The sequence below is a fragment of the Azospirillum palustre genome, from assembly GCF_002573965.1.
Lineage (GTDB): Bacteria > Pseudomonadota > Alphaproteobacteria > Azospirillales > Azospirillaceae > Azospirillum > Azospirillum palustre.
In genome coordinates this window covers 826855-851106 of sequence record NZ_PDKW01000041.1, presented here as the reverse complement: position 1 = coordinate 851106, position 24252 = coordinate 826855, and the positions used below count along the sequence as shown (strand labels likewise).

18 protein-coding genes and 1 riboswitch are annotated in these 24252 nt (G+C 68.6%); of the genes, 13 read left to right on the top strand and 5 right to left on the bottom strand.

Features of this window, described 5'->3' with window-relative positions; translation table 11 throughout:
* The first annotated feature begins 74 nt into the window (after positions 1-74).
* From CRT60_RS17435 to CRT60_RS17420, 4 genes are all read left to right on the top strand, one after another.
* Positions 75-1742: an ABC transporter permease gene (locus CRT60_RS17435; protein ID WP_098737772.1), complete on the top strand. Its 1668-nt coding sequence runs from the start codon at positions 75-77 to the stop codon at positions 1740-1742.
* Positions 1735-2799, top strand: a complete 1065-nt coding sequence (locus CRT60_RS17430) for an ABC transporter ATP-binding protein (protein WP_098737771.1) — start codon at positions 1735-1737, stop codon at positions 2797-2799. Before CRT60_RS17435 ends, CRT60_RS17430 begins: the two co-directional genes overlap by 8 nt.
* Positions 2800-3101: 302 nt before the next feature.
* Positions 3102-3279: riboswitch (yybP-ykoY riboswitch) on the top strand.
* A 1-nt stretch (position 3280) separates the two neighbouring features.
* Positions 3281-3850 carry a manganese efflux pump MntP gene (locus CRT60_RS17425; RefSeq protein WP_098737770.1) on the top strand — a complete coding sequence of 190 codons (570 nt, stop codon included), beginning with the start codon at positions 3281-3283 and terminating at the stop codon, positions 3848-3850.
* A gap of 116 nt (positions 3851-3966) precedes the next feature.
* Positions 3967-4719: a hypothetical protein gene (locus CRT60_RS17420; RefSeq protein ID WP_244592560.1), complete on the top strand. Its 753-nt coding sequence runs from the start codon at positions 3967-3969 to the stop codon at positions 4717-4719.
* 79 nt (positions 4720-4798) lie between these two features.
* On the opposite strand, the gene CRT60_RS17415 is transcribed toward CRT60_RS17420, so the two are convergent.
* Positions 4799-6013 carry an alpha-hydroxy acid oxidase gene (locus CRT60_RS17415; protein ID WP_280177227.1) on the bottom strand — a complete coding sequence of 405 codons (1215 nt, stop codon included), beginning with the start codon at positions 6011-6013 and terminating at the stop codon, positions 4799-4801.
* Positions 6014-6130: 117 nt separating this feature from the next.
* Entirely contained in the window at positions 6131-6334 is a 204-nt protein-coding gene (locus CRT60_RS17410; protein WP_098737769.1) for a hypothetical protein, read from the bottom strand.
* A gap of 278 nt (positions 6335-6612) precedes the next feature.
* On the opposite strand from CRT60_RS17410, the gene CRT60_RS17405 reads away from it, so the two are divergent.
* Positions 6613-7971 (top strand): nitrate regulatory protein, encoded by a 1359-nt coding sequence (locus tag CRT60_RS17405; RefSeq protein ID WP_244592559.1) that lies wholly within the window; start codon positions 6613-6615, stop codon positions 7969-7971.
* A gap of 5 nt (positions 7972-7976) precedes the next feature.
* On the opposite strand, the gene CRT60_RS17400 is transcribed toward CRT60_RS17405, so the two are convergent.
* From CRT60_RS17400 to galE, 3 genes are read right to left on the bottom strand one after another with little or no spacing between them, the layout of a single operon-like run.
* Positions 7977-9185 (bottom strand): DUF2336 domain-containing protein, encoded by a 1209-nt coding sequence (locus tag CRT60_RS17400; RefSeq protein ID WP_244592558.1) that lies wholly within the window; start codon positions 9183-9185, stop codon positions 7977-7979.
* Between the two features lie 31 nt (positions 9186-9216).
* Complete coding sequence (locus tag CRT60_RS17395) at positions 9217-9804, bottom strand: MarR family transcriptional regulator (protein WP_244592557.1); 588 nt, start codon at positions 9802-9804, stop codon at positions 9217-9219.
* Positions 9805-9855: 51 nt separating this feature from the next.
* Entirely contained in the window at positions 9856-10869 is a 1014-nt protein-coding gene (galE, locus tag CRT60_RS17390) for a UDP-glucose 4-epimerase GalE (RefSeq protein WP_098737765.1), read from the bottom strand.
* Between the two features lie 549 nt (positions 10870-11418).
* Between galE and CRT60_RS17385 the strand changes: the two genes are divergently transcribed.
* From CRT60_RS17385 to CRT60_RS17350, 8 genes are all read left to right on the top strand, one after another.
* A complete protein-coding gene (locus tag CRT60_RS17385) occupies positions 11419-13155 on the top strand; it encodes a type I secretion system permease/ATPase (protein WP_098737764.1) in 1737 nt (578 codons plus the stop codon).
* Positions 13152-14507 (top strand): HlyD family type I secretion periplasmic adaptor subunit, encoded by a 1356-nt coding sequence (locus CRT60_RS17380; protein ID WP_098737763.1) that lies wholly within the window; start codon positions 13152-13154, stop codon positions 14505-14507. Before CRT60_RS17385 ends, CRT60_RS17380 begins: the two co-directional genes overlap by 4 nt.
* A gap of 666 nt (positions 14508-15173) precedes the next feature.
* Positions 15174-15992, top strand: a complete 819-nt coding sequence (locus CRT60_RS17375) for a calcium-binding protein (protein ID WP_098737762.1) — start codon at positions 15174-15176, stop codon at positions 15990-15992.
* Between the two features lie 152 nt (positions 15993-16144).
* Complete coding sequence (locus CRT60_RS17370) at positions 16145-18436, top strand: glycosyltransferase (protein WP_098737761.1); 2292 nt, start codon at positions 16145-16147, stop codon at positions 18434-18436.
* Complete coding sequence (locus CRT60_RS17365) at positions 18433-19260, top strand: class I SAM-dependent methyltransferase (protein ID WP_098737760.1); 828 nt, start codon at positions 18433-18435, stop codon at positions 19258-19260. Before CRT60_RS17370 ends, CRT60_RS17365 begins: the two co-directional genes overlap by 4 nt.
* On the top strand, positions 19257-20645 hold the full coding sequence (locus CRT60_RS17360; RefSeq protein WP_244592556.1) for a glycosyltransferase family 4 protein: 1389 nt from the start codon (positions 19257-19259) through the stop codon (positions 20643-20645). Before CRT60_RS17365 ends, CRT60_RS17360 begins: the two co-directional genes overlap by 4 nt.
* On the top strand, positions 20642-22849 hold the full coding sequence (locus CRT60_RS17355; RefSeq protein WP_098737759.1) for a hypothetical protein: 2208 nt from the start codon (positions 20642-20644) through the stop codon (positions 22847-22849). The genes CRT60_RS17360 and CRT60_RS17355 overlap by 4 nt, the downstream gene beginning before the upstream one ends.
* Before the next feature lie 54 nt (positions 22850-22903).
* Positions 22904-24217 (top strand): glycosyltransferase family 4 protein, encoded by a 1314-nt coding sequence (locus CRT60_RS17350; protein WP_098737758.1) that lies wholly within the window; start codon positions 22904-22906, stop codon positions 24215-24217.
* Positions 24218-24252: the final 35 nt, after the last annotated feature.

The window sequence follows — 24252 nt, the reverse complement described above, 5'->3', positions numbered from 1 at the left end:
GCGTGGGTCCCCTCCCTCTCCCGGGACGGGAGAGGGCTTTTAGCGCCAAAGCCGCCGAATCAAGGAAATCCCCCATGAACCGCGCGACGCGCATCGCGGTGATCGTCGCCATGGCGATTGCCGTGCTGGCCCCGATCGGCCTGGTCGTCTACCAGAGCTTCCTCGACGGGCCGTTCTTCCAGCCCAAGACCGCCTTCACGTTCAGCGCCTACGAGTTCGTCCTGGACGACGAGGATTTCTTCGACGCCCTCTACAACTCGTGCGTCATCGCCTTCGGCATGACCGCCATCGCGGTGCCGGTCGGCGCCATGCTCGCCTTCCTGATGGCCCGCACCGACCTGCCGGGCCGCCGCTGGATCGAGCCGGTGATCCTCGTGCCGATGTTCGTGTCGTCGGTGGTGCTGGCCTTCGGCTTCGTGGTCAGCCTCGGCCCGGCGGGCTTCGTCACGCTGTGGTTCAAGGGCGTCTTCGGCTTCGTCCCCTGGTATCTCTACTCCAAGACGACGCTGATCGTCATCGCCGGCCTGACCCACGTCCCGCACGTCTTCCTCTACACCTCGTCGGCCCTGCGCAGCCTGGGCTCCGACGTCGAGGAGGCGGCGCGCATGACCGGTGCCGGCCCGCTGCGCACGGCGCTGACCGTCAGCCTGCCGATGGTGATGCCGAACATCCTCTACGCCGCCGTGCTGGTCTTCTTCCTGGGATTCGAGCTGTTCGGCCTGCCGCTGGTGCTGGGCGACCCCGAGGGCATCCTCGTGCTGGCGACCTACCTCTACAAGCTGACCAACAAGCTGGGCACGCCATCCTACCAGCTGATGGCGGTGGTCGTGGTGGCGATCATCTGCATCGCCCTGCCGCTGGTGGCGCTCCAGCGCTTCCTGCTGCGCGCCGCCAACCGCTACGTCTCGGTGAAGGGCAAGGCCGCGGCGCAGAAGCCGGTGTCCATCGGCGTCTGGCGCTGGCCGGCGGCGGCGATGATCACCGCGTGGCTGCTGTTCACCGTGGTGGTGCCGATCAGCGGCCTGGTGCTGCGCGCCTTCGTGTCGAGCTGGGGCGAGGGCGTCAACCTGCTGGACGTGCTGACGCTGGCGCATTTCCGCGAGCTGATGGAGTTCCCCAACCTGACCCGCGGCATCGTCAACACGCTGCTGATCGCGTCGGTCGGCGGGGCGCTGTCGGTCGGCGTCTACACCATGCTGAACCTCGCCGCCCACCGCTGGCAGTCGGGCTGGACCAGGCTGATGGACTATCTGGTCCTGCTGCCCCGCGCCATGCCGGGCCTCGTCGCCGGTCTGGCGATCTTCTGGGTCTTCCTGTTCACGCCCTTCCTGTCGCCGCTGCGCCAGACCATGATCGCCATCTGGGTCGCCTACACGCTGGTCTGGCTCGCCTACGGCATGCGTCTGGTCAGCGGCGCGCTGCTCCAGATCGGCCCCGAACTGGAAGAGGCCGGCCGCATCGTCGGCGCCAGCCCCGGCCGGGTGTCGCGCGACCTGACGATCCCGCTGGTCAAGGTCGGGTTGTTCTCCAGCTGGCTGCTGATCTTCGTCACCTTCATGCGCGAATACTCCACGGGTGTCTATCTGCTGGCCCCCGGCACCGAAGTGATCGGCTCGCTGCTGGTCTCGCTGTGGGGCACCGGTGCCGTCGACCTCGTGACTGCGCTCTCCACCGTCAACATCGCGATGATCGGCGGCGGCCTGCTGCTGATGTCGCTCTTCGGGAAACGCTCCCATGGCTAAGCTCATCATCGACGACCTGCATTTGTCCTACGGCAGCACCGAGATCCTGAAGGGCATCACCGCCACCTTCGCCCAGGGCGAGATCGTCGCCCTGCTCGGCCGGTCGGGCAGCGGCAAGACCACGCTTCTGCGCTCCATCGCCGGGCTGGAGGAGCCGAAGAAGGGCGTCATCTCCATCGGCGACCAGCCGGTGTTCGACGCCGCCGCCGGCCTCAACGTGCCGTCGGAGAAGCGCGGCCTCGGGCTGGTCTTCCAGTCCTACGCGCTGTGGCCGCACAAGACGGTGTTCGAGAACGTCGCCTACGGCCTGCGCCTGCGCAACGTGGCCAAGGCGGAGCTTCAGCAGCGCGTCGCCGCCGTTCTCGACGGCGTCGGGCTCGGCCATCTCGGCGACCGCTATCCGCACCAGATGTCGGGCGGCCAGCAGCAGCGCGTGGCACTGGCCCGCGCGCTGGTCTACAACCCGCCGGTCATCCTGCTCGACGAGCCGCTGTCGAACCTCGACGCCAAGCTGCGCGAGGAGGCGCGCATCTGGATCCGCACGCTGATCAAGCGGATGAACCTGACCGCCGTCTTCGTCACCCACGATCAGGTCGAGGCGATGGCGATCGCCGACCGCATCGTCCTGCTCGACGGCGGCCGCATTGTCCAGGCCGGCACGCCGGAACAGCTCTACACCGAGCCGGTCAGCCTGTTCGCGTCCGAGTTCATGGGCGTCAACAACCAGATCAAGAGCCGGGTGCAGGACAAGCGCGGCGGCTACGCCCGCATCGAGCTGTCCGGCCATCCGCTGTGGGGCAAGGACCGCGCCGGCAAGGGCGTGTCGGAGGAGGCCACCGGCGTCATCCGCCTGGAACAGGTCGACGTGGTGGACGGCCCGGGGGGAGGGGATGGCGAGAATCGCATCCCGGCCCAGCTGGAGACCTCGCTCTATCTCGGCAGCCACTGGGAGCATGTCTTCCGCTGCGGCGACCAGACGCTCCGCGCCTTCGGCCGCCCGCTGGCGGCCGGCACCCACTGGCTGCACCTGCCGCCGGAACAGCTCTGGGTGTTCTGAGCGGGGCTTCCGCCGCACCAGGATCCCCTCTCCCTTCCGGGGAGAGGGGATCCTCAAACCTCGATCAGCGCATAGGGCCGCCCGGTCTCCTTGGGGATGGTCTGCGCCACGTTGTAGACCGGCGTCCGTCGCGCCCGCAGACCCGGCACTGAATTATACCTTCCTCTATAGAGTGAAAAATTTTTAATTGAAAAGTAATGAAGGGAAAGCGCAGGCTCTCCGTCTGACATTCCATGATCTTGAAAGTCGAATGGAGCCGGCATCCTGCCGGTTGACGCCCAATGACTGCCGCTATATGGTCGCCGCAGTTGGGGAGTAGCTTCCGGCGCCTCGCCGGGAACGTGTCAACATTCTTGTGCCCGATGCGGTGCATGGCACGTTCAGCGGACATCCGTCTGCCTAGCGAGACCAGTGTGCCCGAGGGTCCGCGCCGGCCGGATTTCGGACATGCTGTCTCATATGTCCGGCACGGATCCGCTCCGTGACCCCTCTTTCAATCGCCGTCCTCTCGCTCAGCATGTCTGCCGACGCCTTCGCCGCCTCCATCGGCCGTGGCGCGTCGCAGCGCCCCAGCGTCGCCGTCGCCATCAAGGGCGGGCTGGTGTTCGGCGTGGTCGAGGCCATCACGCCGCTGGTCGGCTGGGCGCTCGGGCTGGCGGCGGCCAGCTATGTCGCCGCCGTCGATCACTGGATCGCCTTCCTGCTGCTGTCGCTGGTCGGCGGCAAGATGGTCTGGGAAGGCTTCCAGCCGGAGACCGACGATCCGGAGCGGCAGGCCCGGCGCGCCAGCCCGTGGACGCTGGTCGCAACGGCGGTCGGCACCAGCATCGATGCGGCGGCGGTCGGCGTCTCCCTGGCCTTTCTCGGATCCGACATCGTCACCATCGCCCTGTCCATCGGCTTCGCCACCTTCGCGATGACCACCATCGGCATGCTGATCGGCCGGGCCGTCGGCCATCGCATGGGCAAGATCGTCGAGGTGCTCGGCGGGTTGGCTCTGATCGCGCTCGGAACCTCGATCCTGGTCGAGCATCTCGACCTGTTCGCCTGACCGGGAGCGGTGGGGAGCGACGGCGAGCGGCGATGCGGGAAATGAAAATAATCCTATAAATTGGGGAAATTCCTTATAGGCTTGCCGCGTGTTTTTCCCAACCGCGGAGCCTTGCCATGCCCCTCGATCCCCGCAGCTTCACCGGCGACAATTTCCCCCGCTGGGCCGAAGAGCCGCCGACACCTGCCGAAGGCTCGCTGGTTCCCGGTTCGCAGTTCCATGAAGAGCAGTGGATCATGGCCGCCGGCATGCTGGCGCGCGGCAACAGCTTCCTTCAGGTCTCGCGCGCCATGGGGTGCAGCCGTACGACGCTGTGGCGGGCCTATTACGGCTCCAAGGATTTTCGTCACAGGGTTTGGTGGGAGCGGCAGGCGCTGAACCGCGAGGCCGAACTGCGGCTGTCCTCGCTGCGGGTGCTGGTGGCCGAGCAGATCGAGCGGCTGGTCACGTCCGGCGATCCCGCCACCGTGCGCTGGCTGGCCGAGCGGCTCGGCCTCATCCCCGGTCCTGGGACCGCCCGCCACCCCTCGCGGGACATGATGGAGGAAACGCTGCGGGCGCCGCGCCCGGAAGACCCGCCCGCCGTCACCGTCCCCGAACTCGACGACGACCTGCCCGGCGCCATCCGCGAACGCACCGTGGATAGCCCTCTCTCCCCCGGGGAGAGGGAGGGGACCCGCGCCGAAGGCGTGGGGAGGGTGAGGGGGCTGGCGCGCGATCCGCGCGCCGCCAAGGGGCATACTGCCCCTTGGCAATCCCCTGGCGCGGTCGTTCCGTCCGCGCTGCCCCCCTCACCCAACCCTCTTCCCAGGGGGGAGAGGGCTTACAAGCGGTCGCCTTCGCCTGACGTCGGTGTCCGGCGCCGGTAGGCGGGCGATGGAACATCACCCGAAAACCGTTCCACGCCGTTCCATCCCGCCGGCCGGGACGGAGGCACCCACCCCCCGGTCAGCCCCCGAAATTCGGCTTTCCCGCCAGGATGTTGGAGGTCACGTGCCGGATGTCGCGCAGGCCGCACATCGCCATGGTCACGTCCATCTCCTTGGCTATGATCTCCAGGCACTGGGCCACGCCGGCCTCGCCGCCGGCACCCAGCCCATAGAGGAAGGCGCGGCCGATGAAGGTGCCCTTGGCGCCCAGCGCCAGCGCCTTGACCACGTCCTGGCCGGAGCGGATGCCGCCGTCCATCAGCACCTCGATGCGGTCGCCCACCGCCTCGACGATGGCCGGCAATGCCGAGATGGAGGAGATGGCGCCGTCCAGCTGCCGCCCGCCATGGTTCGACACGATCAGTGCGTCGGCGCCGGTGTCCGCCGCCATCACCGCGTCCTCCGGGTCGAGGATGCCCTTCAGGATCAGCTTGCCGCCCCAGCGGTCCTTGATGCGGCGCACGTCGTCCCAGTTCAGCGTCGGGTCGAACTGTTCCGCCGTCCAGGAGGACAGCGACGACAGGTTGCTGACCCCGGTGGCGTGGCCGACGATGTTGCGGAAGGTGCGGCGGTGGGTCCGCAGCATGTTGATCGACCAGCGCGGCTTGGTCGCCATGTCCAGGATGTTGCCGACGGTCAGCTTCGGCGGGGTGGACAGCCCGTTCCTGATGTCCTTGTGGCGCTGGCCGAGGATCTGGAGGTCGAGCGTCAGCACCAGCGCCGAGCAGCCCGCCGCCTTGGCCCGGTCGATCAGCTTGTCGATGAAGGCGCGGTCGCGCATGACGTAGAGCTGAAACCAGAAGGGCTTGTCGGTGTTCTCCGCCACGTCCTCGATGGAGCAGATGCTCATGGTGGACAGGGTGAAGGGCACGCCGGCCTTGGCTGCGGCGCGCGCGGCCAGGATTTCGCCGTCGGCATGCTGCATGCCGGTCAGGCCGGTGGGGGCCAGCGCCACCGGCATCGCCACCGGCTGGCCGACCATGCTGCTGGCCAGCGTCCGGTTGGTCATGTCCACAGCCACGCGCTGGCGCAGCTTGATCCGGCCGAAGTCGGACTCGTTGGCGCGGTAGGTCGACTCCGTGTAGGAGCCGGAATCCGCGTAATCGTAGAACATCCGCGGCACGCGCCATTCCGCCAGCTGCCGCAGATCCTCGATGCAGGTGACGGGCCGGTCGGTGAACAGGTTCGCCCAGCGCGACGGCGGCCGCGAGGAGGGCATGCGAACGGAGGTCATGGGGCGTGTCTCAACGGTTGCGCGCGAAACGGAAGGGCGTCGATTTGGCCACTCCGTCCGCGCACCGTCAAGCCATGGCTGCGGCGACGCTGCCCTTTTGCCTTGCTGTCCCGGCGCTCAGCGCGCCGGCTTCGACCTGGGCTTCGAGTTCGGCTTCGGTTTCGCTGGCCCGGCCTTCGGCGGCGTCATCATGGCCTTGATCATCGCCGATTGGGCCGCCGACTGGTTGCGCCGGGCCGCCGACATCGCCGCGGCGGTCCACATGCCGCTGGCGCGGTTGGCCCAGGACAGCCACGCGCTCATGAAGGGATTCTTGGTCATCGTGGAAGCGACTCCGGAATGGGGGACACCGACGACAACAGCGCCGGGCCCCCGATGTTGCGCTGCACAATGTTGCGGCACCCACCCGCCCAATTTTTCGGCGATCCCGCCGATTCTTGGGCAGGCGCGGCAAAGGCTGGGCAGCCCCGTCCAGCGGGGGAAGCCCTTATCCCCGCAGGGGGAGAGGGGCTTTTTCGCTGGCATATCCATTGCTTGTACAGGCCAAGGGGCCGGGCGACGTCGGGGGAACAGGCTGGATGGGTACGGAGCGCGACGCCATGAAGAGTGGAACCAGCGCCGCCGCGGCGCGCTTCCTGCGCACCGCCAAGCTGTGCCGCATCCGCGATGTCGAACAGCTTCTGGCGGTCAGCGCCCTGGTGCGGGATCTCAGCGCCCTGATCCACGCCCTGCAGAAGGAACGCGGCGCCTCCTCCATCTATCTCGGCTCCGGCGGCACCCGCTTCGCCGAGGACCGCGCCCGCTGGCAGGCCGACGCCCGCACGCTGGAGTCGGTGCTGCGCGACCGGCTGGACCTCGTGGACGAGCAGCTCGACCGCCTCAGCTGCGGCGCGCAGTTCTACAGCCGGGCCGCCATCGCGCTCTATGCGCTGGACGGGCTGCCGGCCCTGCGCGACCAGGTGTCGTCGCTGGCGCTGGTGCCGCAGGATTCGGTGAAGGCCTTCACCGACATCGTCGGCCATCTGCTGTCCGTGCTGTTCGAGGCGGCCGACATCGCCGCCGACCCGGCGATCTCCCGCGCGCTGGTCGCCCTGTTCAATGTCGTGCAGGGCAAGGAATTCGCCGGGCAGGAGCGGGCGACCGCCAGCGCCGGCTTCTCGCGCGGGCGCTTCGACGGGGTGGAGCATGGCCGGCTCGCCCATCTGATCGACGCGCAGAACCGCGCCTTCCGCATCTTCGCGGAGTTCGCCGACCCCGCCCATGCCGCCGCCTTCCGCACCGCCCTGGCCGACCCGGCGGTGGCGGAGGTGGAGCGGATGCGGGCGGTCGCGCTCAGCGACGATGCCCGCCATGGCGAGCTGTCGGGCATCACGCCGGAGATCTGGTTCGACCGCTCGACCCGCCGGATGGAGCTGCTGAAGACGGTGGAAGACCGTCTGACCGACGATCTCCGCCGCCTGTGCGAGGCCAAGCTGGCCCAGGCCCGCGCCGATCTCGGACGGGCGGATGCCGGCGGTCCCGACGCGGTGCTGCCGGTCGCCATGATGCTGGTCGATGCCGTTCCCGCGATGTCGGGATTGGCCGGGGCGGGCGTGAACGGGCCGTCATCGAACGGGCAGGGCCAGGACGGCGCCGGGCTCTATGCCCCCGACGGGCTGCCGCCGAAGCTGATGCGCTCGGTCCTCGACGTCATGCAGGCGCAGTCGCAGCGCCTGCGCGACGTCAGCCTGGAGTTGGAGACGGCGAAGGCGGCGCTGAACGAGCGCAAGGTGATCGACCGCGCCAAGGGCCTGCTGATGTCCACCCGCAACCTGTCGGAGGAGGAGGCCTACAAGCTGATCCGCAAGACGGCGATGAACCAGAACAAGCGGATCGTCGAGGTGGCGGAGGCGATCCTCAGCATGTCGGACATCCTCCGCGGCGTCACGGCGCCGGGGGGAACGGCGGGAGGCGCATGACCTGACTACTGCACCGTCCGCAGCGGCGAGAAGGGCAACCCCGCCTGATCGAGCGCGCGGTCGATCACCTCCTCGGACTTCTGGTCGAACAGCTGCAGCAGCAGATCGTCGACCATCCAGTCGTTGGTGGGGGTGCAGGCGGTGAACAGCTCGCCGATGACCTCCGCCTGGAAATCCTCGCGGCCCGCGTCGCCGCCTTCATACTCCATCCGCTTGGCGACGCCGACCGCGACCTGGAAGGGCTGGGTCAGGCCGGGGGCGACGGCCGCCTTCTTCATCAGCGCCGCCATGCCCAGCTCGCCGTCGTCCCAGGCCAGCCGGCGGGCATTGTCCGCCGGGATGCCGGCGCGGACCGCCATGCCGGCGACGAACAGCGACAGGTCGCCGGCGCACAGCGCGCGGAACAGCAGGACCGGCGTCAGCCGGCGGTTGGTGTGCAGCCACTGGATCGCCGCGTCGATGTCCTCGGCCCCGCGCAGCACCGGGCGCAGCAGGCGCATGGTCGCCGCCTCCCGCCCGCGCTCGACCAGCCGCTCGACCAGCTCGCGCGACAGGCCGTGCGCCTGCATCAGCGTGGTGCGCATGCTGTCGGAGACGAAGGCGACCACCCGCTCGACCATCGCCAGCGACAGGCCGGGGCGGGTGGCCGCCGCCTCGCTGACCATGCGGACGCGGCCGAAACGGTCGAGCGCTCGGCTCATCGCGCTGTCCGGCACCTCGGCGCCGTCGTTGCGCAGCAGGGCCGTCACCGCGATGACGTTGCCGCGCTCGGCAATCGCGCCGGACACGCGGGCGGAGACGGTGGAGCGGCTGGCGACCGCCACATGCTTGCCGGAATCGGGATCGGACAGCACGTCCAGCAGCAGGTCGTCGGTCAGGCCGGCGGCATCGCGCAGGATGGGGAAGGCCACCCGGCCGACGTCGCGGACCAGCCGCTCCGCCAGATCCCCGGTCAGCAGCGGGCTGTTGCGCAGCTGCCAGGCCACCGCCTCGCGCACTGCCACCTGGGCGTCGCCGGCGAAGCAATGGACCACCTCGATGGCCAGTGACCGTTCGGCCGGGCTCAGCGCCCCCGCCTCCAGATCGTGGAACAGCTTGTTCATCGTCTCGATCCGCGTTTCCGCGTTCGGCGAGACGAGCAGCCGCTCCACATCCTTCGACGACAGGCCGTTGGGGTGGGGGGCGTCTGGGTGGGCGGCGGCGTGTGGCATCATGGCACCCGGCTGCGGCATCGGAGGAGACCCTTCAGTCGAAATCGAGGCAGGAGTAGCGGACCATGTCGCCCCACAGCCGGTCGAGCCGGCGGAGCGTGCGGTAGCTGGCCTTCAGGTCGCGGACCTCGGTCTCGTTGCGCACCAGCGCCTCGGCCTGCGCCTGCTCCATCCGCCGCAGCCCCTCCCACAGCTCCCGCCCCTTGTCGGTCAGCTGGAGCCGCGCGGTGCGGCGGTCGCGCTGGTTGGCGGCGCGGTTGATGTAGCCGGCGTCGACCAGGATCTTCAGGCTGTAGGACGCGTTGGAGCCCAGGTAATAGCCGCGCTCCATCAGGTCGCGGACCGACAGCTCGTCCTCGCCGATCAGCATGACCATCAGCGCCTGCACCGGGCCGATGTCCTCGACGCCCTGCTTGGACAGGCCGACGCGGACGACGTCGAGATACCGGCGGTGCATCCGCTCGATCAGCCGCGCCATGCCGTGGAAGTCGGCGAGGTCGAGATCCTCGCCGGGCTTGCCGCCCGCCCGGTCCCCGGACCGGTCGGCTCCCCTGTCATCCGCTCCCGGTTCGCCTGTTCCGGGTTCGGGCGCGTCGTCATCGTCCCAGTTCAGGTTGCTCATCGCGTCCATGATCCTGCCGGCTCAACCATTGCCGTATCCTTCCTGCTCGACTCACTCCGCCGCGGCGGCAAGGCCGCGGAAGCCATGCGGGTGCGCGCTGCGCCAAGCCCAGGCGCTGCCGATGATGCTGTCCAGCTCCGGGAAGCGCGGCTGCCAGCCGAGATCGCGGCGGATGCGCTCCGACGAGGCGATCAGCACCGGCAGGTCGCCGGGCCGGCGCGGTCCGACCTTCACCGGCACGGCTCGGCCGGTGATGCGCTCCACCGACGCGATCACCTCGCGCACGCTGTAGCCGGTGCCGTTGCCCAGATTGTAGCGGACCGACCGCCCGTCCAGGGCGTCCAGCACCCGCAGATGGGCGTCGGCCAGATCGCAGACATGGATGTAGTCGCGGATGCAGGTGCCGTCGCGCGTGTCGTAATCGTTGCCGAAGATCTCGATGTGCGGGCGCTTGCCGGTGGCGGCGTCCATCACCAGCGGGATCAGATGCGTTTCCGGGCTGTGGTCTTCGCCGAGCCGGCCGTTGGGATGGGCGCCGGCCGCATTGAAGTAGCGCAGGCAGGCGGACCGCAGGCCATGGCAGCGGTCTGCCCAATGCAGGGCGCGCTCGATCATGAACTTCGATTCGCCGTACGGGCTGCCGGGGTCGATCGCCTCGTCCTCGTCGATGGGGATGCGCTTGGGCGAGCCGAACAGGTTGGCGGTGGAGGAGAAGACCAGCTTCATCACCTCCGCCTTCACCGCGGCGCGGATGAGGTTCAGCGAGGTGACGGTGTTGCCGTGCAGGTAGGCGTGCGGGTCGCGCATCGATTCGCCGACCACCGACAGGGCTGCGAAATGGAACACCGCATCGAAGCGCCATTGCCCGAACACGCGGGCCAGCGCCGTCTCGTCGGCCAGATCGGCCTGGACGAAGGTCGCCTCGGGCGGCACGGCTGCGGCGTGGCCCTGGCGCAGATTGTCGAACACCACGACCCGGTGGCCGCGGTCGAGAAGCTCGGTCACGCAGTGGCTGCCGACATAGCCGGCGCCGCCGGTGACGAGAATGGTTTGGGGCGTCGTCATGGAGTGTGGGTTTCCTTGAACCGGTTTTCGGGCCGCAACCGGAATCGGGCGGCCGGCGTGGTGGAAGGAAAACGGGGGGCGGGTTTGGGGCGGTGCAGGGGGCCGGATGGGGGGATCACGGCGCCTTGCGGAAAACTCATGCAGCGCAGCATGCACGATGTCGGCCGCGTCTGACCAGATTGCTGGAAACCCTCCCCCGAAGGGCCTAAGACCTTAGGTGAAGTCCGGTTTATGCTTTTTCTGTCAGTGACTTAGCTGCCGTTTCCTACCCCTTTTTCGGGTGCTGGAAAGGGGTGATGCCCAAAACTTGTCACACGTCTCTAAAATGTCTCCGGTGTAAAGCTTAAGCGTGCCAAATCCGCCGACGCTTCCCCCCCGCGTCAGGATCTGTCCCCGCATAGGCGGTCTCCCGGTCACCGGGCAGGCCGCATCCGGCATCCCCCCAGCCGGCTTCCTGTCCCGCGTCCGTCGCCGCCGGCAGCTTTTCCTGTTTTCCCAGATTTCCAGCGCCGCATCAGGTGGCGAATCCTCCTTCAGGAAGGATCGAAGATGAGTTCCGTGGATCGGCCCCTGCTGACCCAAGCCTACCGGAAGATCGGACAGGGCCTGCTGCTGGCCGGTGTCCTCAGCCTGTTTGTGAATATCCTGATGCTGGTGCTGCCGCTCTTCACCATGCAGGTCTACGACCGGGTGATGAGCAGCCGCAGCCTGGAAACGCTGACGATGCTGGCGATCATCGCGGTGGGGGCTCTGGCGCTGTACGGCGTGCTGGACTTCATCCGCGCCCGCGCCTTCCTGGTGACCAGCGCCGTGATCGCCCACCGCTTCAACGTCCCGGCGCTGGAGGCCTCCATCGTCGACGCGCTGTCGGGCGGCCCGCGCAATGCGGCGCAGACCATGCGCGACCTGAACGACCTGCGCAGCTTCATGACCAGCAGTGCCGTGACCGCCCCGCTGGAACTGGCCTGGGCGCCGATCTTCCTGGCGATCCTGTTCCTGCTGCATCCGGTCTATGGCGTGCTCGCCATCGTCTCCGCCCTGGTGCTGCTGGTGATGGGCGTGCTGACCGACATGCTGACCCGGCGGCCGATGGCCCAGGCGAACGAGGCCTCGGCCCGCGTCTTCGCCGACATCGCCGGCACGGTCCGCCATGCCGAAGCCATTGAGGCGATGGGCATGCTGCCGGCGCTGGCCCGGCGCTGGCAGTCGGCGCAGAGCGGGTCGGCCGGGATGATCGACCGCGGCGCTACCCTGTCGCGCGGTCTGGCCGCGGCGTCGCGCTCGCTGCGGATGATCCTGCAGGTCGGGGTGATCGCCGCCGGTGCCACGCTGGTGATCGACAATCTGGTGACGCCGGGCAGCATGATGGCCGCCGGCCTGATCACCGGCCGCCTGCTGCACCCCTTCGAACAGCTGGTGGACGGCTGGCGCCAGTGGGTGAAGGCGCTGGAGGCGCACCGCCGCATCCGCGACCTGCTGAACAACGGCGCCTCGGCCCGCTCCACCATGCCGCTTCCCCAGCCGCAAGGCGCGTTGACGGTCGACCGCGTCACCCACGTGCCGGCCGGGCTGAACCGCCCGGTGCTGCGCAATGTCACCTTCGCGGTCCAAGCGGGGGAGGTGCTGGGCGTCATCGGCCCATCGGGGGCGGGAAAATCGACGCTGGCCCGCCTGCTGGTCGGCGTCTGGCAGCCGACGGCCGGCGGCATCTATCTGGACGGCACCAGCACCTATCTGTGGGAGCGCGAGAGCTTCGGCAAATATGTCGGCTACGTCCCGCAGTCGGTGGCTCTGCTCGACGGCACCATCGGCGAGAACATCTCGCGCATGGCCAGCGCCGACCCGGCGGAGATCGTCCGCGCCGCCCGGCTGGCCGGCGTGCACGAGATGATCGGCCGCTTGCCCTTCGGCTACGACACGCCGGTCGGCGACAGCGCCTTTTCCCTGTCCGGCGGCCAGCGGCAACGTATCGCGCTGGCCCGCGCCCTGTTCGGCCGCCCGCGCCTTCTGGTGCTGGACGAGCCCAACTCCAACCTCGACCATGACGGCGAGCAGGCCCTGCTGAGTGCCGTTCAAAAGGTCAAGGCGGACGGCACGACCGTGGTGATGATCGCCCACCGCCCCTCCATCGTCGCCATCGCCGACAAGCTGGTGGTGATGAAGGACGGCGCGGTCGAGCATTTCGGCGCCCGCACCGACGTCCTGAAACTGGTGCAGCCCGGCGGTGCTCCCGCCGGCCCCAACGCCACCATTGCCCGCCTTGTCCGCAGCGGAGAACAGCGATGAGCAGCGATACGCCCCTCCTGTCGTCCCAGCCGGTCTGGACCGCGACAATCGACGTGGCTCCGGTCGAGCCGTCCCTGCGCGGCACGGCGCTGGCCGGCACGCTGGCGGTGCTTGTCGGCTTCGGCGGCTTCCTGACCTGGGGCTTCACTGCCAGCCTGGACAGCGCGGCGCTTGCGGCCGGCACGGTGATGGTGGAGAGCCACCGCAAGACCGTCTCCCATCTGGAAGGCGGCATCCTGCGCGACCTGCTGGTCAAGGACGGCGACCTGGTGCGCGCCGGTCAGGTGCTGCTGCGGATGGATTCCACGCAAAGCCAGGCGGTGGTGGCCCAGTTGCAGGGGCAATATTGGACCGCCCTGGCCCGTCTTGGCCGCTTGCGGGCCGAGCAATCGGACGCACCCAAGCCGCTGTTCACCGACGATCTGGTGAAGGCGGTGCACGACAATCCGGTGGCGGCGGAGGCGATAGCGGTCGAGGAACGGTTGTTCCGGTCCCGCCATGACAGCTACGAGGCGCAGCTGGGGATCCAGCGCAGGCAGATCTCCCAGCTGCGAGACGAGATCGCGGCACTGGAATCCCAGCGGATCGCCACCGCCGACCGGCTTCGCTACACCCAGGAGGAAACTCGCGTGGTGCAGGGACTGCTGGCGAAGGGGTACGAGCGCAAGCCGCGCCTGCTGGAGCTTCAGCGCAACGTCGCCGATTCCGAAGGGCGGCTGGGCGAGCTGATGGCGAACAAGTCCAAGGCGGAACAGGCCATCGCCGCTGCCGAACTGACCATGATCAACATCGGCAACACCCGGCGGTCGGAGGTGTCGACCGACCTTCAGGCCGCTCAGGCCAGCGTCGCCGACCTGTCGGAACGGCTGCGCAGTGCCGACGACGTACTGCTGCGTCAGGCGGTCACCGCACCCCAGTCCGGGCGGGTGACGGGGCTGAAATTCTTCACCAACGGCGGTGTGATCCCGGCCGGTGCCGGCATCCTCGACATTGTGCCGCAGGACGACGCGATGATCGTCGAGGCCCGGGTTTCCCCTCACGACGTCCAGAATGTGGAGGTCGGCAGCAAGGCGATGGTGAAGCTGACCGGCTACCGCCAGCGCGCCGTACCGCCGGTGGCGGGGCAGGTGGTGTCGCTGTCTGCCGATCAGTTGGAAGACGAGCGCACCGGCGCCTACTACTTCGCTGCACGGATCAGCATGGATGCGGGAGAGCTGAAGGCCCTGCCCAATGTCGAACTGCATCCCGGCATGCCGGCCGAGGTGATGATCCACGGCCATGCCCGCCGCGCCATCGACTATTTCCTGACGCCGTTGACCGACGGTCTTCAAAGAGCCTTCCGCGAGAAGTAAGCGGAACCGCCACCCCACCCGGCCCTCCCCCGTTCGGGCCGGTGCGGGTGGGGGCCCTCGCCTGGGTTCCATCCCCTGGTCAGCGGCCCCGTGGAAGGGCCGGCGTCCCCCACGCCGGCCCTTCTGCACGTTCGCGACAGAAGCGATGCAGCTTTATTGCAGTCAGTTCCGCCGATGCTTGCATAGAAGAGTATTCAGGCATTGTCTCGGTTGTTGAATGATAAGACGATTTTCTTTTCTCTTCGCCGATGACTGTCCCGCCATGGCCGGCATGGAACGGTCCCGCCGCCACCGGAAAATCTGCTGTGGCTTTGAGTGGACCATCCGATTTTAAAAATCTTCATTTAACGATTTCGACTTTTTCCTGCAAATCCAGCCAGTCCGCGGCGTTTCTATGGCGAAAATGCGGGTCTGACCATCATTTTTTAAAGCGGAAACTGCTTAGAAATTCGAAACAAATCAAAATAACTGTCTTTTTGAAAATATCGACAATGCGTTCTACTGCAAGAATCCGCTGTCTAGACTCAACTTTCTCTTCCATGTGCCCGAGTTTTATCACACTATCCGCCCGATAGATTTGGTTACACCGAAAGGCGAGCTCAGCCTTTCGAGCGAGGCCTAAAGAAGGCCCAAAAATCCCAATCACATCGCAAGGAGACACCTACGATGGCTACGGTTCCTGGGGGCAGCTACGACGTGCATATCGGCACGAATCACGACGATCTGCTGGTCGGCGGCGAGGGTAACGATCTGGTGCTGGGGGGCAACGGAAGCGACACTCTGCTCGGCGGCAATGGACATGACGCTCTGTTCGGGGGGAACGGGGCGGACGTGATCCATGGCGGCGCGTCGGCGGATGTGCTGCTGGGGGGTAACGGCGACGACATCATCGACGGCGGTTCGGGCGACGACATCATCCTGGGGGGGAATGGTGACGACGTGCTGATCGGCGGTGCCGGGCGCGATCTGCTGGATGGCGGCAAGGGCGACGACGTGCTGTCGGGGGGCGACGGTGACGACGTGCTGAACGGCGGCGCTGGCGACGACACGCTGTACGGCGGCGGCCACAACGACATCCTCAATGGCGGCAAGGGCGACGACCTGCTGCGCGGCGGCACCGGCGACGACGTCCTGAATGGCGGTGACGGCGACGACACCCTGTTCGGCGACGACGGCAACGACCGCCTGGAAGGCGGCAAGGGCGACGACCTGCTGATCGGCGGGGCCGGCCACGACGTCTTCATCTTCTCCGGCGGCGGCGGCCAGGACGTGGTCCTGGACTTCAAGGCCGGCGAGGACGTTCTGCAGATCTCCCGCAACATCAACGGTCTGAAGGTGACCGACGCCGCCGATCTGGCCGCCCGCGTCACCGACCAGCATGGCGACGCCGTGATCGACCTCGGCCATGGCGACAGCATCACGCTGAAGGGCGTCTCGGCTGCCGACATCCACAACCACCCGAACGACTTCTTCGTCATCCACTGACCGGGCACTGCTCGGGCACTGATCGTCCCCTGCTTCTTGAGCAGTGAATGAGAAGGACGGACCGGTGGTGTCAAAACCGCCGCCGGTCCCCCTTTGCCCGCAGTCAGCCGTTTTCGACTTTCAAACCCACCGACGCTGCCGGAATCCCATCCATGACCGTCATCGCCGTTCTGCCGAATTCGGTGTCGATCGCCCCCGCCCAACGTCTGGCGCTGGGCCCCCGCTTTCTCCTCGTCTCCTGGACGATGGATGGGAAGGCGGACGGCGCGGCCGATGCCGTCGGCCCGATCACGCCGAGCGTCGACGGGCAGCCGGTGCGTCCGCCCTTCACCACGCTGACCATCGACACCGGCTGGGGTGGACGGCGCGTCCTGTCGATCCTGCCGGCACCGCGCGATTCGCGGATACCCATCCATTTCATCGCCAGAAACCGCGTGATCGCCGAGCTTCGAACCGAGTCCGGTGCCGCCGATCTTGATCCCGCCGGCCTGCTGGGCAGCCTCGACGGTGCCGCCCGGCTGCGGGTGCTGCGCTTTCTGTTCGATTTCGCCTGCTCCACCCCTGCACTTCGCCGCGATGCCGCCTTTGCCGGGCTGTGCCGCCGGCTGGTTCTGGACCGTGCGGCGGAGCCGGCGATGCTGGCGGTCCGCGCTATGGCGGGCGGTGACCTTCTTCTCTGTGCCGGGGCGCTGTCCGGTCGCTTCGGCGCCATCAGCGGTCTGGTTGTGCTGTCGCCGAACGCGGTGGCGCGGGCGCCCTTCGATGCCTGCATCGGACCCGACCCGGCCGGCAAGGGACGCATCGCCTTCGACCTGCTGATCGACCGCGGCCTTTGCGTGCCGGGCAATCTGCTGGTGGTGCTGGGCGCCAACGGCGTCGCCTGCCGCCGCTTCCCGGCGGAACCCGCCGGCCTGCCGACCCTGACCGACCGGCTGAACGCCCGTCCCGACACACCGGCCGCGCTGCGCCACTATCTGCTGACCTGCCTCGCCCAACGCGGCCGCGGCGATGCCTCCGCCGCCTCGGCGGTCAGCGAGTTGCAGGCGCTGGCCCCGCTGCCGCGCCGGCAGGCCGCCGATGCCAAGCGGCCCATCGGCGCCTCGCTCGACCTCGCGGTTCCCACGGCCGACGGCGGACTGTTCCTCGCCGGCTGGCTGCACGACCCGCATGGGCTGACGGCGGAGCTGGTGGTGCACACGCCCTTCGGCGGCGAACGCCGGGTCGAGCGTCTTGCCCACCGCTTCCCGCGCGAGGACGTGGCGAAGCTCTACGGCACCGGCGGCATCGACCGCAGCGGCTTCGTCCTGCATCTTCCCGGCAATCCCGAACCGGCGGAAGCGCTTCAGGTGACGGCGGAGCTTCGGCTGGCCTCGGGCGGGGCCCTGCGTCTGGTTCCGCCGCCGCGTCCGCGTGCCCATGCCGATGCCCGCGCTGCCGTACTGGGCAGCCTGCCGCCGCGCTTCGCCACGCCGGAGCTGCTGGACACCGTCATCGGCCCGGCCGTCGCCCCGCTGCATGCCGCCCATCTCGCCACCCGCGGCGAGCCGGAACTGGTCGTCTATGGCGAGCGCAAGGCCAAGCCCGCGGTGTCGGTCATCATCCCGCTTTACCGCACGCTGGAATTCCTGCGCTTTCAGATCGCCTGCTTCGCCACCGACCCGACGATGGCCGATGCCGAACTGGTCTTCGTGCTCGACAGCCCGGAGCAGCGCGACGAGGTGGTGCATCTGCTGCGCGGCTTCCACGGGCTCTACGGCCTGCCGATGCTGCTGCTGGTGCAGAGCGCCAATTACGGCTATTCCGCCGCCAACAATGCCGGCGTCGCCGTTGCCCGCGCCAACCGCCTGCTGCTCCTCAATTCCGACGTTGTTCCCGACCGCGCCGGCTGGCTGCCGCATCTGGTCGCGGCGCTGGAGGAGCGCCCCGGCATCGGTGCCGTGGGGCCGAAGCTGCTGTTCGACGACGATAGCCTCCAGCATGCCGGGCTCTATTTCGACCGCGACCTGCAAGGCGCCTGGTACAACCATCATTATTTCAAGGGCCTGCCGCGCGACTTCGCCGCCGCGTGCCGGCCGAGGTCGGTGCCCGGCGTTACCGGCGCCTGCCTGCTGACCACGCGTGCGGCCTACAGCACGGCCGGCGGCTTTTGCGAAGACTACATCATCGGCGACTTCGAGGATTCGGACCTCTGCCTGCGCATCCGCGACCAGGGGCTCGACATCCGCTATGCCCCGGCGGTGGAGCTGTACCATCTGGAGCGCCGCTCCATCGGCCGGCACCAGGGCTACACCCGGGGAGTCGCCTCCGAATACAACCGCTGGCTCCATGGCCGCCGCTGGGCCGACCGCATGGCCGAACTGATGGCGTGCGACTGGTGTGCCGACGATGAGGCGCAGCCGTCCCGGAGCGGCCGGACCCGCAAGACAGCACAGGTGACCCGATGAACGCGATCGTGCCGACCCCGCAGCTTGCCGTGCTGCGCCGCCAGACCGATCCGCGGCTGGAATGGCTCTGCGCCCAGATCGCGCGCAACCGCTTTCTGCCGGTGCCGCCGCCCGAGCTGCATTTCATCGGCGACGGCGATTTCCGCGCCATCGGGGCGGAATTCCTGCGCCATTTCGTCCGTCTCGGCGGCCTGCGTCCCGACCACAAGGTGCTGGAGATCGGCTGCGGTGTCGGCCGCATGGCGCTGCCGCTGACCCAGTATCTGGATGGGTCCTACGATGGCATCGACATCGTGCTGGATGGCATCCGCTGGTGCGCATCGACCATCACGCCAGCCTATCCGGAGTTCCGCTTTCACCATCTCGACGTCGCCAACGGCCTCTACAATCCCGACGGCCGGATCGAGGGCGAGACGGCGACGCTGCCCTTCAAGGCCGGTACTTACGACTTCGTCATCCTGACCTCCGTCATCACCCACCTGCGCACCGCCGACACCGAGCGCTACGCGGCGGAGATCGCGCGGGTGCTGAAGCCGGGCGGGCGCTGCTTCCTCAGCCTGTTCCTGGCCGACGCAACCGCGCGCGTCGGCATCGCCAAGGGCACCGCCCGCCCGCCGTTCCGCGATGCGCCCGGCGTGGAACTGCTGGCCGATCCCGAGCACCCCAACGCCGCCGTCGCCTATGACGAGGAGTTCCTGCTCGGCCGCTTCGCCGCCCATGGCCTGCGTCCCGCCCGCGTCGTCATGCGCGGCCACTGGAGCGGCCAGCGCGAGGCCGAGAATTTCCAGGATTTGCTGGTTCTGGAGAAGGGGGCGGCACCATGAGCCGGCGCCGCCTTCCGCTGCTCCCCGCTACTCAGGCCGCCCGTCCCGCTCCGCGCCAGCCGGCGCGGCCGCTGGTGGCCGCCCGGCCGCCGCGGGTGCTGCTGATCGCGCACAACCACCCGAGCCTGCATCCCGGCGGCACCGAGATCTTCGCGCATGAGCTGTTCGGCGGCCTGAAGGCCGCCGGAGCCGAGTGCCTGTTCCTGGCCTGCACCAACGACATCCACCGCGCCCCGCGCCCCGGCACCGGTTTCCAGACGCTGGGCCGCAGTGCCGACGAGGTGCTGCTGTGGGCCGGCCATTTCGACCATTTCCATCAGAGCCAGATCGACCTGCACGGGCTGGTCCCCGACCTGTCCAACCTGCTGCGCGCCTTCCGGCCGGACATCGTGCATGTACACCACACGCTGCTGCTGGGTGTGGAGATGCTGTTCCTGATCCGCCGCGTCTGCCCGGATGCGAAGATCGTCTACACGCTGCACGACTATTATCCGATCTGCGCCAATGACGGGCAGATGGTGACCCCGCCGCGCGGCGAAGGCGGAACGCGCACGCTCTGCACCAAGGCGTCGCCGGACGCCTGCCACCGCTGCTTCCCCGACCGTCCGGCCGACCAGTTCCTGCTGCGCGAGAAGCACATCAAGGCGATGTTCGGGCTGGTCGACCGCTTCCTGGCGCCCAGCCGCTTCCTGCGCGACCGCTATGTCGCCTGGGGTCTCGACCCGGCACGGATCGAGGTGATGGCGAACAGCCGTCCGTCCGTCGAGCCGGCCCCGTCGCGCGACCTCGCCCCCGGCGCGGCGCGCGACGCCTTCGCCTATTTCGGCAACCTCAATCCGTTCAAAGGCGTCACTGTGGCGCTCGACGCCGTCGCCCGCATGGTGCGCCAGGGGCTTTCCCCGTCGCTGGCCGTGCATGGCGGCAGCCTGTACCAGACGCCGGAGTTCCGCCAGCGGCTGGCTGACGGCTTCGAAGCGGCGCGCGGCCTCGCCACCGCCCATGGTCCCTACCGGCCGCAGGAGATGCCGGCGCTGATGGCCGCCGCCGACTGGGTGGTGATGCCGTCGATCTGGTGGGAGAACGCCCCCCTGGTCATCCAGGAGGCCTTCCAGCACCGCCGCCCGGTCATCGTCAGCGGCATCGGCGGAATGGCGGAAGCGGTGCGTGACGGCGTCGACGGCCTGCATGTCCGCCCCAACGACCCGGCCGACCTCGCCCGCGTCATGACCCGCGCCCTGACCGAACCCGGCCTGTGGGAGCGGCTGTCGGCCAACATCCCCGCCGTCCGCCCGACGGAGGAGGCCGCGTCGCTCCACCTCGCGCTTTACGGCGAACTTCTGTCGCCGGCGCCATCCGCTCTTATCCAGGGGAATCGCACCCGATGAAGGACCGCAGCACCAAGGCCGACATCACCGCCGCCGTCCTGCTGGACGAGGACACGCTGATGCTGTTCGGCGCCATCGACCAGCCCCTGCCGGCCGACAGCGTGGTGATGCTGGACGGCATGATCGACGGGCGCTTCCGCGGCGGTTGCTGGACCGACGGGGCAGGGGAGCGCTGGTTCCTGGGCGCCATCCGCGTTGCCGGGCTGGCCCACATGCGCCCGTCCCGCATCGAGATCGAGGATGCCCAGGGCAAGCACCTGCTGCTGCCCCGCCTGTCGAATGTCCGCACCAACCCCGCCCATCTGGTCGCCGCCTTGCGCGAGGTGCAGCCGCAGTCGCTCGACACTGCACTGGACGTCGCCGTGACCCTGCTGTCCGGCCCGGCGATGGGCGAGGGTGAAGCCGGGGAGGGGCACCGCCGCACCCGCCTGCTGTCCGGTCTGGCGCAGGAGGCGTCCCGTCCGGACGGCTTCGCCGAGGTTCTGGGCCGTTTCCGCGACGGCGCGCTGATGGTGCAGGGCTGGTCGCACGGCTTCCCGGCCGGTGCCTCCCATGTGCTGCCCCCTGTGCTGGTCGAGGCGGAGGAGGTGCGGCCCCACGCCATCGCCGCCGCCCCCTTCCACCGTCCGGACCTGCCCGACGATGCCGCCGGTCTGCTGACGGTTCTGGAAGGCCCGGTCGCCGCCCCCGACACCATCCGCCGCATCCATTTCCGCGCCGCCGACGGCTGGCGCCATCTCGCCATCTTCGAACACCGGCAGCTTCTGGCCGACGGCGTCGCCTCCGCCCATGCCCGCGACATGCTGGGCCAGTTGCAGGGCGATGCCCCCCGCCGCGGCATCGCCGCCGCCATCGCCGCCCGCTACAACGGTGTGGAGACGGTGTCGCAGATCCAGGCCCCCGTGCGCATGGGGCTGGACATGGCGGTGCGCGTGCCGGGCGCCGGGCTGTTCGTCTGCGGCTGGCTGCTCGACCCCACGCAAGCGGTCCGGGCGGTGACGGTGAAGGGCGGCGGCATGACCGCGCGGCTGGACGCCGACTGGTCGCGGCTGGCCCGCAAGGACGTGTCCGACGCCTTCGCCCATGATCCGCTGTTCGCCGGGCGGCTGCTGCCGGGCAACGACGGCCATGGCTTCACCGCCTTCGCCCGCGAGCCCGCCGGCATCGCCGCCGATGCCGAGTTCCATCTGGAACTGACGCTGGCCGACGGCATCGCCTTCCTGCCGCTGCCCTGCCAGCCGCCGACCGGCGATTCGCTGCGCCGCATGCTGGGCGCGGTCAATCCCGACAGCCCGTCCATCGATCGCGTCGTCTCCACCCATCTCGGGCCGATGCTGCGCACCGCGGCCTCCGCGAAGGCGGCCCCGTCCTCCGTCCTGCATCCGATGGGCCGCGTGCTGAAGACGCCGCGGGTGTCGGTGATCCTGCCGGTCTGCGACGGGCGCGAGGATGTCGACCTGAACATCGCCCGGATGGCGAACGACCCCGACTTTGCCGAGGCGGAGATCCTGGTCGTTGCCGGTGCCGGCACCCATGAGCGGCTGGCCGGCATGGTCCGGCAGGCCGCCGGCTTCTACCGGCTGGCGGTCGGCTTCGTTGCCGCTCCCACCGCCGCCGACCCGTTCGAGGCGATGGCGGCATCCCTGCCGCATGCGCGAGCCGACCGTGTCCTGCTGCTGTCGCCATCGGTGCTGCCGACCGAACGCGGCTGGCTCTCTGCACTGGAACGCGCGATCCGCAAGCCGAATGCCGTGGGATCCGCCGCATTGGCCCCGGTGATGGTCAGCCCAACCCTGCTGTATGAGGACCATTCCGTCCGCTTCGCCGGCATCGTCGCGGTGGAAGGTTCGGGCGGTGCCGTCACCTATGAGCGCCGCTTCGCCGGTTACCCGCGCGACTGGCTGAAGGATCAGGAGGCGTCCGCGGTCGATGCCGCCTCCGCCGACTGCGCGCTGCTGCCGCGCGAGCTTCTGATGCGTGCGATGGCCGACGGCGGCCGCTATCTCGGGCTGGAGCCGAAGGGGCTGGACCTGTGCCTGCGGGTGCGGGCGGCAGGCGGCTCCTGCCTGTGGCTGCCGAAGGTTCGGCTGGTGGCGGTCGACGAACAGTCCCGCAATGCCCGCGACCCCAGGCTGGAGCGCATGAGCGCCCTGGTCGACGACTGGAGCTTCGCCGAGCGCTGGAAGGCGTCGATTGCCGCCTAGTGCCCTGCCTCCACCCGGTATTCACCCCCTCCGCTTAGGACAGACGGTCACCCGATGAGCAAGACCAAGCGCGCGCTGATCATCAGCCATGGCCACCCCTCCTTCTCGCTGGGCGGGGGTGAGGTCGCCTCCTACAACCTGCACAACGGCCTGCACGACCTGCCGGGCTGGGAAAGCCACTATCTGGCCCGCGTGGCGCCGCCCATCGCCCAGCACCGCGGCTCCGCCCTGATGGCGCTTCGCCAGAAGGAGCGGGAGGTTCTGTACTACGCCAACGACTACGACCATTTCCGCCTGTCCAACCGCAACCTGCCGGGGCTGGAGAAGGACTTCGTCCGCTATGTCCGCGACCTGCAGCCGGACGTGGTGAACTTCCACCATTTCCTGGGGCTGGGGATCGAGACGATCCAGGCGGTGCGCCAAGCCCTGCCGCGCGTTCCCATCGTGGTGACGCTGCATGAATACCTGTCGATCTGCCACCACCACGGCCAGATGGTGAAGACCAGCCGCAACGCGCTGTGCTACCGCTCCAGCCCGGCCGACTGTGCCGGCTGCTTCCCGCACATCGGCGAGGCGGAGTTCTTCAAGCGCGAGCTGTTCCTGAAGACCTTCCTGGAGCAGGCCGACTTCTACATCAGCCCGTCGAACTTCCTGATCGACCGCTATGTCGACTGGGGGCTGCCGCGCGAGAAGTTCCGGATGATCGAGAACGGCCTGACCATCGAGGGCATCGCCCCGCCGCGCCCGGTTACCCGTGGCGGCAAGCGCAACCGCTTCGCCTTCTTCGGCCAGCTGACCGAGTTCAAGGGGGCGCACCTGCTGGTGGAGGCGGTGTCGCGCCTCTCCGACAAAGCCTGGGGCGAGGACGGTGCGCTGATGATCTTCGGCGGCAATCTGGAACGCCAGCCGGAAGCCTATCAGAAGCGCTTCAACGACGCGGTGGAGAAGGCCGGCGACCGGGTGCGCTTCTATGGCAGCTACCGTTCGGCCGAACTGCCGGGCCTGATGAAGGACGTCGACTGGATGATCATTCCGTCGATCTGGTGGGAGAACTCCCCCGTCGTCATTCAGGAGGCCTTCTTGCATGGCCGGCCGATCATCGCCAGCAACATCGGCGGCATGGCGGAAAAGGTGACCCACGGTGTCGACGGACTTCATTTCCGCAACGGCAGTGTCGAGGATCTGGTGGACCGCATGACGGAGGCGCTGACCACGCCCGACCTGTGGGACCGTCTGCGCCTGCGCATCCGTCGCCCCATCGACCGCGCCGAGTGCGCCCGCCAGCATTCGGAGGTGTTCGACGCCCTGCTCGCCGCCAGCGGTTCCGCACCCTCCATGCCGGAACGGGCAGTGGCTCAGCGGTCTTGAGAAAAACGAGATGGTCTGTGATATTTTCGGAAGTG

What these genes read in the sequence shown, in the direction of transcription:
- CRT60_RS17405 (WP_244592559.1), top strand. Translation starts at nt 6,613, where the DNA reads ATGAAGAGTGGAACCAGCGCCGCCGCGGCGCGCTTCCTGCGCACCGCC.
- CRT60_RS17350 (WP_098737758.1), top strand. Translation starts at nt 22,904, where the DNA reads ATGAGCAAGACCAAGCGCGCGCTGATCATCAGCCATGGCCACCCCTCC.
- CRT60_RS17410 (WP_098737769.1), bottom strand. Translation starts at nt 6,334, where the DNA reads ATGACCAAGAATCCCTTCATGAGCGCGTGGCTGTCCTGGGCCAACCGC.
- CRT60_RS17420 (WP_244592560.1), top strand. Translation starts at nt 3,967, where the DNA reads ATGCCCCTCGATCCCCGCAGCTTCACCGGCGACAATTTCCCCCGCTGG.
- galE (WP_098737765.1), bottom strand. Translation starts at nt 10,869, where the DNA reads ATGACGACGCCCCAAACCATTCTCGTCACCGGCGGCGCCGGCTATGTC.
- CRT60_RS17380 (WP_098737763.1), top strand. Translation starts at nt 13,152, where the DNA reads ATGAGCAGCGATACGCCCCTCCTGTCGTCCCAGCCGGTCTGGACCGCG.
- CRT60_RS17370 (WP_098737761.1), top strand. Translation starts at nt 16,145, where the DNA reads ATGACCGTCATCGCCGTTCTGCCGAATTCGGTGTCGATCGCCCCCGCC.
- CRT60_RS17375 (WP_098737762.1), top strand. Translation starts at nt 15,174, where the DNA reads ATGGCTACGGTTCCTGGGGGCAGCTACGACGTGCATATCGGCACGAAT.
- CRT60_RS17360 (WP_244592556.1), top strand. Translation starts at nt 19,257, where the DNA reads ATGAGCCGGCGCCGCCTTCCGCTGCTCCCCGCTACTCAGGCCGCCCGT.
- CRT60_RS17430 (WP_098737771.1), top strand. Translation starts at nt 1,735, where the DNA reads ATGGCTAAGCTCATCATCGACGACCTGCATTTGTCCTACGGCAGCACC.
- CRT60_RS17400 (WP_244592558.1), bottom strand. Translation starts at nt 9,185, where the DNA reads ATGATGCCACACGCCGCCGCCCACCCAGACGCCCCCCACCCCAACGGC.
- CRT60_RS17365 (WP_098737760.1), top strand. Translation starts at nt 18,433, where the DNA reads ATGAACGCGATCGTGCCGACCCCGCAGCTTGCCGTGCTGCGCCGCCAG.
- CRT60_RS17385 (WP_098737764.1), top strand. Translation starts at nt 11,419, where the DNA reads ATGAGTTCCGTGGATCGGCCCCTGCTGACCCAAGCCTACCGGAAGATC.
- CRT60_RS17415 (WP_280177227.1), bottom strand. Translation starts at nt 6,013, where the DNA reads ATGACCTCCGTTCGCATGCCCTCCTCGCGGCCGCCGTCGCGCTGGGCG.
- CRT60_RS17395 (WP_244592557.1), bottom strand. Translation starts at nt 9,804, where the DNA reads ATGAGCAACCTGAACTGGGACGATGACGACGCGCCCGAACCCGGAACA.
- CRT60_RS17435 (WP_098737772.1), top strand. Translation starts at nt 75, where the DNA reads ATGAACCGCGCGACGCGCATCGCGGTGATCGTCGCCATGGCGATTGCC.
- CRT60_RS17355 (WP_098737759.1), top strand. Translation starts at nt 20,642, where the DNA reads ATGAAGGACCGCAGCACCAAGGCCGACATCACCGCCGCCGTCCTGCTG.